At 65.9% G+C, this 11937-nt stretch carries 12 protein-coding genes and 1 pseudogene; 2 read left to right on the plus strand and 11 right to left on the minus strand.

Annotated elements, in window-relative coordinates:
* The 9 genes and pseudogenes from Q1J95_RS10165 to prmC form a co-directional block, all read right to left on the minus strand.
* Positions 1-823 (minus strand): annotated as a pseudogene (locus Q1J95_RS10165) (F0F1 ATP synthase subunit alpha); the annotation flags it as partial.
* A 52-nt stretch (positions 824-875) separates the two neighbouring features.
* Positions 876-1664 (minus strand): F0F1 ATP synthase subunit delta, encoded by a 789-nt coding sequence (locus Q1J95_RS10170; RefSeq protein WP_300267401.1) that lies wholly within the window; start codon positions 1662-1664, stop codon positions 876-878.
* Positions 1664-2215 (minus strand): F0F1 ATP synthase subunit B, encoded by a 552-nt coding sequence (locus Q1J95_RS10175; RefSeq protein WP_300267402.1) that lies wholly within the window; start codon positions 2213-2215, stop codon positions 1664-1666. The genes Q1J95_RS10170 and Q1J95_RS10175 overlap by 1 nt, the downstream gene beginning before the upstream one ends.
* A gap of 27 nt (positions 2216-2242) precedes the next feature.
* Positions 2243-2479 (minus strand): ATP synthase F0 subunit C, encoded by a 237-nt coding sequence (gene atpE, locus Q1J95_RS10180; protein ID WP_025103147.1) that lies wholly within the window; start codon positions 2477-2479, stop codon positions 2243-2245.
* Between the two features lie 43 nt (positions 2480-2522).
* Positions 2523-3266, minus strand: a complete 744-nt coding sequence (gene atpB, locus Q1J95_RS10185) for a F0F1 ATP synthase subunit A (RefSeq protein WP_300267403.1) — start codon at positions 3264-3266, stop codon at positions 2523-2525.
* Positions 3267-3443: 177 nt separating this feature from the next.
* Positions 3444-3953 (minus strand): hypothetical protein, encoded by a 510-nt coding sequence (locus tag Q1J95_RS10190; protein WP_300267404.1) that lies wholly within the window; start codon positions 3951-3953, stop codon positions 3444-3446.
* Positions 3950-5116, minus strand: a complete 1167-nt coding sequence (locus Q1J95_RS10195; protein WP_300267405.1) for an MraY family glycosyltransferase — start codon at positions 5114-5116, stop codon at positions 3950-3952. The genes Q1J95_RS10190 and Q1J95_RS10195 overlap by 4 nt, the downstream gene beginning before the upstream one ends.
* Positions 5113-5823: an L-threonylcarbamoyladenylate synthase gene (locus Q1J95_RS10200; RefSeq protein ID WP_300267406.1), complete on the minus strand. Its 711-nt coding sequence runs from the start codon at positions 5821-5823 to the stop codon at positions 5113-5115. The genes Q1J95_RS10195 and Q1J95_RS10200 overlap by 4 nt, the downstream gene beginning before the upstream one ends.
* Positions 5824-5892: 69 nt before the next feature.
* The gene (prmC, locus tag Q1J95_RS10205) at positions 5893-6753 is read right to left on the minus strand and encodes a peptide chain release factor N(5)-glutamine methyltransferase (RefSeq protein WP_300267407.1); all 861 of its coding nucleotides are present in this window, start codon (positions 6751-6753) and stop codon (positions 5893-5895) included.
* A gap of 108 nt (positions 6754-6861) precedes the next feature.
* On the opposite strand from prmC, the gene cysK reads away from it, so the two are divergent.
* Both cysK and epsC read left to right on the plus strand, forming a co-directional pair.
* Positions 6862-7800 carry a cysteine synthase A gene (gene cysK, locus Q1J95_RS10210; protein WP_300267408.1) on the plus strand — a complete coding sequence of 313 codons (939 nt, stop codon included), beginning with the start codon at positions 6862-6864 and terminating at the stop codon, positions 7798-7800.
* Positions 7801-7807: 7 nt separating this feature from the next.
* Positions 7808-8380: a serine O-acetyltransferase EpsC gene (epsC, locus tag Q1J95_RS10215; RefSeq protein ID WP_300267409.1), complete on the plus strand. Its 573-nt coding sequence runs from the start codon at positions 7808-7810 to the stop codon at positions 8378-8380.
* 18 nt (positions 8381-8398) lie between these two features.
* Here the strand turns inward: epsC and prfA are convergent, their stop codons facing one another.
* Together prfA and rho are read right to left on the minus strand one after the other, a co-directional pair.
* Positions 8399-9478 (minus strand): peptide chain release factor 1, encoded by a 1080-nt coding sequence (prfA, locus tag Q1J95_RS10220; protein WP_300267410.1) that lies wholly within the window; start codon positions 9476-9478, stop codon positions 8399-8401.
* Positions 9479-9512: 34 nt separating this feature from the next.
* A complete protein-coding gene (gene rho, locus Q1J95_RS10225) occupies positions 9513-11711 on the minus strand; it encodes a transcription termination factor Rho (RefSeq protein ID WP_300267411.1) in 2199 nt (732 codons plus the stop codon).
* Positions 11712-11937 lie beyond the last annotated feature (226 nt).

Here is an 11937-nt window from a genome sequence, read left to right on the forward strand (position 1 = left end):
GGTCGTCGAAGATGATCAGGACGTGCTTGCCGCCATACATCCAATGCTGGCCGATCGCCGAGCCGGTGTACGGAGCAATGTACTTGAAGCCGGCTGGGTCAGAGGCAGGAGCGGCGACGATGGTGGTGTATTCCATAGCGCCGGCGTCTTCGAGCGCGCCCTTGACGGAGGCGATCGTCGAGCCCTTCTGACCGATCGCGACGTAGATGCAGCGAACCTGCTTGTCGACGTCGCCCGATTCCCAGTTGGCCTTCTGGTTGATGATCGTGTCGATGGCGATCGCGGTCTTACCGGTCTGGCGGTCACCGATGATCAGCTGGCGCTGGCCGCGACCGACGGGGATCATGGCGTCGATCGCCTTGATGCCGGTCTGCATCGGCTCGTGCACGCTCTTGCGCTGCATAACGCCGGGCGCCTGCAGCTCAAGCTCGCGACGGCCCTCTGAGGCGATCTCGCCCAGGCCGTCGATCGGGTTACCGAGCGGGTCGACCACGCGGCCGAGATAGCCGTCACCGACCGAGACCGAGAGGACCTCACCCGTGCGCTGGACTTCCTGACCCGCTTCGATACCGGCGAAGTCGCCGAGCACGACCGTACCGATCTGGTCTTCGTCGAGGTTCAGTGCGAGGCCCTGGACGCCGCCTGCGAACGTCACGAGCTCGTTCGCCATGACGCCGGGCAGGCCCTCAACGTGTGCGATTCCGTCGGCTGCGTCGATGACGGTGCCGACCTCGGTCGCTGCAGCGCCCGTCGGCTCGTACGCAGCGGCGAAGTCCTTCAGCGCGTCACGGATGACGTCGGGGCTGATCGATAGTTCTGCCATTGTCTTCCCTTTGTATCTGAGAGAGTCTGCGCGGTTCCCCGCGCGAAGTCTGTTAGCCCGCGAGCTTCTGTCGAAGATCGGCGAGCCGCGCGGAGATGCTGCCGTCGATCACGTCATCGGCGATCTGCACCCGCAGTCCGCCCACGACGGTGGGGTCGATCACCACATTGAGTGAAACCTGTTCGCCGTAACGCCGGGACAGAGCATCGCTCAACCGTGTGGCCTGGTCCGCCGACAGCGGCGATGCCGTGTGCACGGTCGCCACGAGCCGCTGACGCTGCGACGCGACGATCTTCATCGCTCGGTTCAGCAGCTGACGGATGCGCCGGCCTCGCGGCTGGCGCACGAGCGAGGTGACGATCAATGTCGTCGCCGTGCTGGCGTTACCGGTGAGGATGGTGCTCACCAGCGCACTGCGTGAAGCCGGGTCTCCCAAGCGGCTGCCCAGAGCGAGCTCGAGCTCGGGATCAGCCGCGACGACTCGAAGGAACGAGAAGAGCTCGCCCTCGACGTCGGTCTTCGGCTCGGCGATCGCCACGGAGCGGATGGCCAGCTCTTCGATCGCGTCGACGATGTCGCTCGAGGACGACCACCGCTGATCGGCGACGACAGCGAGGACGTCTTTGACCGTAGAAGAGGCACCCGAGAAGACGCGAGCGGCGACTGCCGCGCGAGCGCCCGCGGGCGCCGTCGAGTCAGCCAGCGCGCCGCTCAACTGCGACGAATCGCCCACGAGAGCCGCGGCCGAGAAGAACTCGCCCGCGGTGTCGAGAGTGACGCCGGACGCTGCGGCAAGCGCGTTCGTGGATGCCGCGAGCGCCTGAGTGGTCGCGCTGCCCATTACTGTGCCGCCTTCTCTGAGGCGTCGAGGTCAGCCAGGAAGCGATCCACCACGGCCGTCGCGCGTGCATCGTCGGACAGCGTCTCGCCGATGACACCGCCAGCCAGGTCGAGTGCCAACGTGCCCACCTCGGCGCGCAGCGACACCAGCGCGGTCTGGCGCTCGGCTTCGATCTGCGCGTGCGCAGACGCGGTGACACGAGCGGCTTCGACTGTTGCCGTGTCTTTCGCTTCCGCGATGATGCGCTTGCCGTCCTCGCGGGCGGCCTCGCGGATCTCACCAGCCTCGGTGCGTGCCTCGGCGAGCTGGCGGGTGTACTCCTCCAGCGCGGCTTCGGCTTCTTTCTGCGCCTCGTCGGCCTTGGCGATGTTTCCCTCGATAGCGGCGGACCGCTCATCGAGCATCTTCGTGAAGCGAGGAAGGGCGACCTTCCACACTACGATCAGGATCACGACGAACCACAGTGCCGACCAGATGATGTCGTACCACGCGGGGATCAGCGGGTTGGGCGTCTCTTCCGCCGCGAGGTTCGTGACAAGAGCGTTCAGCATCCTGTCTCCTTCAGAAGTCGGTGAGAATTACGGGAACGGGATGAATCCGACGGCGATGCCGACGAATGCAAGCGCCTCGGTGAAGGCGATACCGATCCACATGAGGACCTGCAGGCGGCCGGCCAGCTCGGGCTGACGAGCGACGCCCTCGATGGTCTTACCGACCACGATGCCCACACCGATGGCCGGACCGATGGCTGCGAGGCCGTAGCCGACCGCCGCGAGGTGGCCGTTGATTTCAGCGAGAACCGTAGTTGCGTCCACGGGGTGTTTCCTTTCGGTTTTGGAACGGCGGGAGCCGGTCCGCTTAGTGCTCTTCTGCGACCGCGAGCTGGATGTAGATCGCGGTGAGGACGGTGAAGACGTATGACTGCAGGACGACGACGAGGATCTCGAAGACCGTGAACGCGCCGCCGAAGGCGAGGGTTCCGACGCCGAGGGCAGCCCAGCCGCCACCCGCGGTGAAGAAGAAGAAATGAGTTGCCGCGAAGCACAGCACCAGAATCATGTGGCCGACGACGAGGTTCATCATCAGTCGAAGAGTCAGCGTCACAGGACGGATGACGAACGTCGAGATGAACTCGAGCGGCGTGACGATGATGTAGACGGGCCACGGGACGCCGGACGGGAAGAGCGAATTCTTCCAGAAGCCGAGCGGGCTCTTCTTCATACCTGCGTAGATGAAGGTGACGTAGCTGATCACGGCGAGCGTCAGCGGCACCGCGATGATCGCTGTTCCTGGCATGTTCAGGAACGGCACGATGCCTGTGATGTTCATGAACAGGATCATGAAGAACATCGTGGTGAGAATCGGCAGGAAGCGATCGCCGTCTTTGCGACCGAGCAGGTCATGCGCGATGCCGCCGCGGACGAATCCGAGGCCCATCTCGATCACACTCTGGAAGCGACCGGGGACGACCCGCATGCGGCGCGTGCCGAGCCACAGCAGCAGCACGACCACGATGACCGAGAGCAGCTGGATCAGGTGGATGCGGTGAATCGGGATGACGCCGAAGACCTCGAACAGGATCTCCGGGAAGAACTCGTCCATCGAGGGACCGTGGAATTCTCCACCATCAGCAGCGAGACGAGGGGTCAGGGTCGCAGCAAGATTAAACAGCGCGGGCTCCAGCTTCGGGGCACCGGTTTGAACCGGGGCGGCGACGGTCGGTGTGGTTCAGGCGCAAGCGCTCGCGGAGCGAGCGGGCACGTGTCAACACTATCAGAATCAATTGTCGCGCAAATCCGTTCTGGCACTCGGCGGTGTCTCGCCCGGCGCTCGATCCTCGGGAGCTTCGGTCGGCAACGATATGTCGCTGACGTTCGGAATGCGCATCCGGATGAGCACGATCACGTCCACGGCCAGTGAGAGTGCCACGCCGGCGACGATCGAGAGGAAGAACACCATCGGTGAGATCCAAGGGGCGCCGCTGAGCACGATCATCACGACGATGAAGACGCCGAGCTTCAGCATCCACCCGCCGAGAACGATCGCGAAGAAGAGCTGAACGTAGATCGGATCGCCGTACCAGCGGTTGGCGATCAGGATGCTGATAGCGGTGATGGCGAGGAACAGCGCCGCCAGCAGCACCCCCAGCAGCCCGCTCCACAGACCGTCGGTGCCGTCGACGAGAAGGCCGATGACACCGGCGATGATCGCGAGCACGATCGCAGCCCCGGCTGACCACAGCAATGTCTTGCGCAGGATCGGCGTGCTGGATACAGGACTCTGACTCATGGGGTCTCCAGTGGATGCGAGGCAGCAGCAGCGGCGTGCGCGGCGCGGCGGGACGGAAGAAACGTGACGACGAGGCAGGCGCAGATGCCGATCACGCCGAAGGCGACACCGGGAAGATACTGTCCCGGCCAGTCCTCGCGCGATCCGACGTACATGAGCAGAACGGCGAGCGAGATCACGGCCGTCCACGCGTAGAAGATGAGCACGGCGTCACGGTCGCGGTGCCCGAGATCGAGCATCCGGTGGTGCAGGTGCTTGCGGTCAGGCGAGAAGGGCGACTTTCCCGCCCGCATCCGTCGAATGACAGCGAGTGCGAAATCCAGCAGCGGCAGCAGCACGACGACGAGGGGAAGGAGAATCGGAATGAACGCGCCGAGCAGCTGGGAACGTCCGAACTCTTCCGGATCGATCGCCACCGAGGACATCTGACCGGTGAGAGAGATGGCCGAGGTGGCCATGAGCAGCCCGAGCACCAGAGCGCCGGAGTCTCCCATGAACAGCTTCGCCGGGCTCCAGTTCAACGGCAGGAACCCGATGCACGCCCCGACCACGACAGCTGCGAGGAACGATGCCAGGTTGAAGTAGCTGCTCGTTCCGATGTCGCGCGCGAGAATGTACGAATAGGCGAAGAACACCCCGCTGGCGATCAGACAGACGCCAGCGACCAACCCGTCGAGTCCGTCGATGAAGTTGACCGCGTTCATCACGACGACGATCGCGAACATCGTCACGGCGATGCTCAGCCAGCTGGAGACGATGACCATCTCCCCCAGCGGCAGCGACAGGATCTGCAGCCCGCCGACGACGGTGATGATTCCGGCGGCCAGGAACTGGGCGCCGAGTTTGATCATCCAGTCCAGATCCCACAGGTCATCGATCACCCCGATCACGGCGATGAGCAGGACAGCACCCAGCACAGCCCACATCGTCTGGGGCGGCACCCACATGATGGCGAAGAAGGGGTTGGCCGCTGATACCGCGATCGCTGCGGCGATGCCGAGCACGATCGCCACGCCGCCGAGTCGCGGTGTGGGCGTCGTGTGCACGTCGCGCTCTCGGATGCCGGGATACAGCTTGAAGCGCAGGCTGAGCTGCCACACAGCCCAGGTCATCACGAGCGTGATGGTCGCGGTGAGGATGATCGTGAACAGATATTGCTTCACTGCGCGCCGTCCGCTGCGTCGTCAGGCGACACCTGCGGCTCCAGCAGCTCTCCGAGCACGCTTTCGAGCTGCCTGCGCGTCACAGCGCCCTCACGCAGCACGCGAATGCGTGGCTCATCGGCGTCTGCGGTCGGACGAACCAGCGACGTCGCGTCGATGATGGTCGAGGCGACGCCGGTCGCGCTCATGCCTCCGTCGAGATAGACCGCGACGCTGTCGCCCAGCATCCGCTCGGCATCCTGCGCCGAGATCGCGGCATCTCTTCCGGTGAGGTTGGCGCTGGAGACAGCGAGCGGACCGGTCTCCTCGAGAATCTCGAGAGCGACATGGTGATCCGGCATCCGCACGGCGACCGTTCCCAGGGTGTCACCGAGATCCCAGGCGAGCGAGGGCTGCGCGGGAAGAACGATGGTCAATCCCCCCGGCCAGAACTCATCGACGAGCTGCTGCACGGGCGCGGGGATCTCTTCGACGAGCGCCGCGAGCGCCGCCTGCCCTGGCACCAGCACGGGGGGCGGCTGATCGCGCCCACGACCCTTCGCATCGAGCAGTCGCTGCACAGCGGCGGGTGCGAAGGCGTCGGCGGCGACACCGTAGACCGTGTCAGTGGGCATGACGATGAGACCGCCACGCGCGATCGCCTGACGAGCGTGGCGCATCCCGGCGAGCAGCTGCGCCTCGTCGCTGCAATCGAAGACGGAGGACATGACCGTCTCAGTCTACGTGGCCGGCCGGGTCGCACACGACTTCGCGGCCTCGAGCGACAGGCGTCTGCGTCACGGACGAAGCGCGGTCGTCGATCGATCGCGCTGTGTGAGATCTCGATGCGTGGACGGGGCGCGCCAGCCATCGTCGGCGAGCAGCGTGCGGATGGCCTCGCCTTGCAGCTCGCCGTGCTCGATGACGAGCAGCCCGCCGGGCCGCAGCAGCTGCAGCCCTCGCACGCTCAGCGCACGTACGACGTCCAGCCCGTCGACCCCGCCGTACAGCGCCATCGCCGGGTCGAACAGCCGCACTTCCGGGTCGCGCGGGACTGCGGCATCGGGCACATAGGGCGGGTTCGAGATGACCACGCTCGCGGTGCCGTCGATCTCGTGCAGCGTGTCGGCGAGGTCCCCGTGCACGAGAGTCAAATTCTCGATCTCCCGAGTATTGCGCTCTGCCCACGGATACGCGTCGTCCGAGAGCTCCACGGCGAACACGCGCGCATGGGGCACCTCGGTCGCCATCGCCACGGCGATCGCCCCGCTGCCGGTGCACAGGTCCACCCCGATCGGCTCGCCCGACGCGTCGTTCAGCAGGGCATCGATGGCGAACTGCGCGACCGTCTCCGTCTCGGGTCTCGGCACGAAGACACCCGGTCCGACGGCCAGTTCACGGTGACGAAAAGGCGCGGTTCCGGTGAGATGCTGCAACGGCTCCCGTACGCTCCGGCGGGAGACGAGCGCGTCGAGGGCCTGTGCCTCGTCTTCCCCCATCCCGTCGCCGCGTACGATGGCGGCCTGTAGCTCGCCGCGACCGATTTTCTGCACATGAGCGGTCAGCAGCTCAGCGTCGACGAGCGGCTCGGGAACACCGGCGGCGGCGAGGCGCTCGGCGGCCGAGCGCACGATCGCGGCGAGAGTCGTTTCGGGCATCCACTCAGCGTACGGGGCCGTCGAGGCGCATCCGCGTCACAATGACCCCACGTTGCATTGACTCGCATAAGCTTGCCGGTGCACCGTTCCGCGAGCGAAAGGCCCACTATGCCCGGCATCCATTCCGATATCACGACTGCTTTCGGCAACACACCGCTGGTGCGTTTGAACCGCGTCGCCGAAGGCCTCGGCGCCACCGTGCTCGCAAAGCTCGAGTCGTTCAACCCCGCCTCGAGTGTGAAAGACCGTATCGGCATCGCCATGGTCAACGCCGCCGAAGAAGCCGGCGAGCTCAAGCCGGGCGGCACGATCGTCGAATCCACCAGCGGTAACACCGGTATCGCACTGGCGATGGTGGGCGCGGCCCGAGGGTACAAAGTGATCCTCACAATGCCGGCATCGATGTCGAAAGAACGCCGCGTCCTGCTGAAGGCATTCGGCGCCGAGATCGTGCTCACCGATCCGACCACCGGCATGAGCGGTGCGATCGAGGAGACCAAGAACATCGTCGCGAACACACCGGGCGCCGTCTGGATCCGCCAGTTCGAGAACGCCGCCAACCCGCAGATTCACCGTGACACCACCGCACAGGAGATTCTGCGCGACACCGACGGGAGTGTCGACATTCTCGTCGCCGGCATCGGCACGGGCGGCACGGTCACCGGCACCGGCCAGGCGCTGAAAGAGGCGAAGCCCGGCGTGCAGGTCGTCGCCGTCGAGCCGAAGGACTCCCCCGTGCTGACCGAAGGACACCCCGGGCCGCACAAGATCCAGGGCATCGGCCCGAACTTCGTGCCGGACGTCCTCGATCGCGATGTGCTCGACGAGGTCATCGCCGTCGAATTCGACGAGTCGCTGCGCCTCGCGCGCGAGCTGGCCGTCAAGGAGGGTCTGCTGGTGGGCATGTCGTCGGGAGCGGCGCTCTCGGCCGCTCTGCAGGTCGCGGCGCGGCCTGAGAACGCGGGTAAGACGATCGTCGCCGTCATGCCGGACACGGGTGAGCGATACATCTCCACGGCCCTGTTCGAGGATCTGCGCGAGAGCTGATTCGTCTATGGGAATGATCGGCCGACTGTGCGAGGACATCGCCGCCGCGCGCCTTCGGGACCCGGCCGCGCGCACCGGGTTCGAGGTCGGCGTGCTGTATCCGGGGCTGCATGCGATCTGGGCGCACCGGGTCTCGCATGTCCTATGGAAGCGCGGACTGCGCTTTCTCGCGCGGGCCAATTCCCAGCTGGCACGCACGCTGACGGGCATCGAGATCCACCCCGGCGCGAAGATCGGCCGACGTTTCTTCATCGATCACGGCATGGGCATCGTGATCGGTGAGACATCCGAGATCGGCGATGACGTGATGCTTTACCACGGCGTCACCCTCGGCGGACGAACGCAGGATGACACCGGAAAACGGCATCCCACTCTCGCCCGCGGTGTCGTGGTCGGGTCGGGGGCGAAGATCCTCGGCCCGATCACGGTCGGCGAGAACACGGTTATCGGCGCCAACGCCGTCGTCACGAAGGATGCACCGCACAACAGCATCATGGTCGGCGTGCCGGCCCGTGCGCGCCGACGAGACGGCCACGATGATTTCAGCGATCTGCGAATCGCCTCGGACTACTCGATCTGATCGCTTCGGCGCCCTCGATCAGGAATCCTGGCCGAGGGCGGCCAAGCGTGCCTCTTCATCGGCCGAGATGCAGCTTTCGATGACTGGCCCCAGGGCGCCGTCCATCACCTGGTCGAGATTGTATGCCTTGTATCCGGTGCGGTGATCGGCGATGCGGTTCTCCGGGAAGTTGTAGGTGCGGATGCGCTCGGAACGATCCATCCCGCGAATCTGAGATCTGCGAGCGTCGGATGCCGCCGCGTCGAGCTCTTCCTGCTGCTTCGCGAGAATTCGCGCTCGCAGCACCCGCATGCCTGCTTCACGGTTCTGCAGCTGCGATTTCTCGTTCTGCATCGACACGACGATGCCGGTCGGCAGGTGGGTGATTCGCACCGCGGAGTCGGTCGTGTTCACGGACTGGCCACCCGGGCCCGATGACCGGTACACGTCGATCTTCAGATCATTCTGACTGATCTCGACTTCGTCGGGCTCGTCGACCTCGGGAAACACCAGCACGCCCGTTGTCGAGGTGTGGATGCGCCCCTGCGATTCGGTCGCGGGAACGCGCTGCACACGGTGCACGCCCCCTTCGTACTTCAGATGCGCCCAGACGCCCTGCGCGGGGTCGGTGGAGGACCCTTTGATCGCGAGCTGCACGTCTTTGTAGCCGCCCAAGTCTGACTCATTGCGCTCGAGGAGTTCTGTCTTCCACCCCTGGGATGCCGCGTACTGGATGTACATGCGCAGCAGGTCGGCTGCGAACAGGGCGCTTTCAGCGCCGCCTTCACCACCTTTGATCTCCAGGATCACATCACGCGCGTCGTCCGGATCACGCGGAATGAGCAGTCGCCGCAGCCGCTCCTGCGACTGCGCCAGCCCCTCTTCGAGCGCCGGGACCTCATCGGCGAAGGCCTCGTCCTCTTTGGCCAGTTCACGTGCGGCGTCGAGATCGGTCAATGCCGCGACCCACGCTTCGTGCGCGGACACGATGCGGTTCAGCTCGGCGTAGCGGCGGTTAACCCGCTTCGCGCGGGCAGCGTCGGCGTGCACCGCCGGGTCGGAGAGCTCTTCCTGCACCCGACGATGCTCATCGATCAACGCCTGGACCGATTCGAACACGCCTCTGCTCCGCTCTGTAGTCGCTGCTGTCAGCTCAGCGGATGCTGTTCTCGTGGCTGTGGCTCGAGCCGCCGGCGGCGGGCGCCGGGACCGACTTCTGCATCTGCACGAGGAACTCGACGTTGGAGCTGGTCTCCTTCAGCTTGCCGAGCACGACCTCCAGCGCCTGCTGAGTGTCGAGGCCTGCAAGGGCACGACGCAGCTTCCAGGTGATCTTCACCTCGTCAGCCGACAGCAGCATCTCTTCGCGGCGCGTGCTGGAGGCGTTGACATCGACAGCCGGGAAGATGCGCTTGTCTGCCAGGGCCCGTGACAGACGCAGTTCGCTGTTGCCAGTGCCCTTGAACTCCACGAAGATGACCTCGTCCATCTTGGAGCCGGTCTCGACCAGCGCCGTGGCGAGAATCGTCAGGGAGCCGCCGTTCTCGATGTTGCGGGCAGCGCCGAAGAAGCGTTTGGGTGGGTACAGGGCTGCAGCATCGACGCCGCCGGTGAGCACGCGACCGGAGGTCGGTGCCGCAATGTTGTACGCACGACCCAGACGCGTGATCGAGTCGAGCAGCACGACCACGTCACGGCCGAGCTCGACCAGACGCTTGGCGCGCTCGATGGCGAGCTCGGCGACCGTGGTGTGGTCTTCGGCCGGACGATCGAAGGTCGAGGCGATGACCTCGCCCTTGACCGTGCGCTCCATGTCGGTGACCTCTTCGGGGCGCTCGTCGACGAGCACGACCATGAGGTGCACCTCAGGGTTGTTCTGCGCGATGGCGCTTGCGATCTGCTGTAGCACGATGGTCTTACCGGCCTTGGGCGGGGCGACGATGAGACCGCGCTGGCCCTTGCCGATCGGGGCGACGAGGTCGATGATGCGCTGGGTCAGCTTCTCGGGTGCGGTCTCCAGGCGCAGACGCTCCTGCGGGTACAGCGGCGTCAGCTTGCCGAACTCGACACGGCTTGCGGCGTCGTCGACGGACAGCCCGTTGATCGAGTCGACCTTGACAAGAGCGTTGTACTTCTGGCGCCCCTGCTGCTCGCCCTCACGGGGCTGCTTGATGGCGCCGACGATCGCGTCGCCCTTGCGCAGGTTGTACTTCTTGACCTGGCCGAGCGAAACATAGACGTCGCTGGCACCGGCAAGATAGCCGGTGGTGCGCACGAAGGCGTAGTTGTCGAGAACATCGAGGATGCCCGCGATCGGGATCAGAACGTCATCCTCGCCGATCTCGGTCTCGAACTCGTCGGATGCTCCACCGCCGCGACGCTTGTTGCGCTGACGACCCCGGCCGTTGCCGTTGCCGTCATCGTCGGAGTTGCCGCTCTGGGCATCCTGGCCGTTGTTCTGACTGCCGCCCTGTCCGCGTCCGCGGTTGCGGTTGCGGTTGCGACTGCGGCTGCGGCCGGATCCCTCGTCGCCGTCGGTGCCGTCGGCGCCGTCGTTCGAGTCGGACTGCGAGCCGTTCTCCGACCTGCCGTCCTTCTCTGCCGGCGCGTCCTTCTCGGACTGGGCGGCCTTGTCGTTCTGGGCGGCCTTGTCGTTCTGAGTGGACTTGCCGTTCTGGCCCGACTTGCCGTTCTTGGTCGACTTGCCGGACTTGCCGCCGCCGGTCTTGGCGTTCGTGTCGGCGCTGTCGGCCGCATCAGCGCTGTCGCCGGAGTCGGACTTCGCGTCGCTCTGGCCGCCGTCGGCCGCGGGCTTCGCCTCAGTGGCGGTCTCGCTCGTCGCGGCTTCCTCGGCGGGGGCGTCGGTCTTCTTGGTGCGACGGCCACGGCCGGTCGTCTTCGGTGCCGGCTCTTCTGCGGCGGCGTCGGATGCGGCACTGCCGGAGGCCGCGCCGTCAGTCGTCGGGGCATCTGCTGCCGGGGCGTCGGATGCAGGGGCTTCGGATGCCGGGGCGTCGGATGCAAGGGCTTCGGATGCCGGTGCGGAAGAGTCGGTGTCGGCCGGGGCCTCCTCCGTCTTCTTCGCACGGCTGCGTCGCGGAGCCTTCGCCTTGGGAGCGGCCTCGGCGGCGGGCTCTGCCTCCGCCGCAGGCGCGGCGGCGGGGTTCGCTTCAGCGGCCTGGGCCGTCTCGGCGGCCTTCTCGGCCTTGGCAGCGGCGGTGGCCGTGGTGGCGCGACGGGGTGCGCGCTTGCGCGCCGGGGCGGCGGGCGCTTCGGTCGCCGCAGTCTCTGCGGCAGCGGTCTCAGTGGCGGATGCCGCCTGGTCGTTCTGGGTCTCGGAGAAATTCTCCACGAGTACTCCCTCATATGTCGTGGGAAATGAGCGTGACTCGCGCACAACGGGTGCTGCGCGCGATCGCACGGACAGACGCTCAGCGTCCGCCAGCCAGAACCGAGAAAGCAGTTCTGGGGGTTGCGTGCGGATCTCGCAGAATTGCGATGGGGGCCAGATTCACGAAATTACGTGGAGCCCTCCGCTCTGTTCTTTACTGTACCACCCCGCACGTCCACGGCGAGCA

Origin of the sequence: Microbacterium sp. (assembly GCF_029263575.1) — a bacterium.
Lineage (GTDB): Bacteria > Actinomycetota > Actinomycetes > Actinomycetales > Microbacteriaceae > Microbacterium.

What these genes read in the sequence shown, in the direction of transcription:
- Q1J95_RS10190 (WP_300267404.1), bottom strand. Translation starts at nt 3,953, where the DNA reads ATGAGTCAGAGTCCTGTATCCAGCACGCCGATCCTGCGCAAGACATTG.
- Q1J95_RS10170 (WP_300267401.1), bottom strand. Translation starts at nt 1,664, where the DNA reads ATGGGCAGCGCGACCACTCAGGCGCTCGCGGCATCCACGAACGCGCTT.
- epsC (WP_300267409.1), top strand. Translation starts at nt 7,808, where the DNA reads ATGGGAATGATCGGCCGACTGTGCGAGGACATCGCCGCCGCGCGCCTT.
- prmC (WP_300267407.1), bottom strand. Translation starts at nt 6,753, where the DNA reads ATGCCCGAAACGACTCTCGCCGCGATCGTGCGCTCGGCCGCCGAGCGC.
- atpB (WP_300267403.1), bottom strand. Translation starts at nt 3,266, where the DNA reads ATGGACGAGTTCTTCCCGGAGATCCTGTTCGAGGTCTTCGGCGTCATC.
- cysK (WP_300267408.1), top strand. Translation starts at nt 6,862, where the DNA reads ATGCCCGGCATCCATTCCGATATCACGACTGCTTTCGGCAACACACCG.
- Q1J95_RS10200 (WP_300267406.1), bottom strand. Translation starts at nt 5,823, where the DNA reads ATGTCCTCCGTCTTCGATTGCAGCGACGAGGCGCAGCTGCTCGCCGGG.
- Q1J95_RS10175 (WP_300267402.1), bottom strand. Translation starts at nt 2,215, where the DNA reads ATGCTGAACGCTCTTGTCACGAACCTCGCGGCGGAAGAGACGCCCAAC.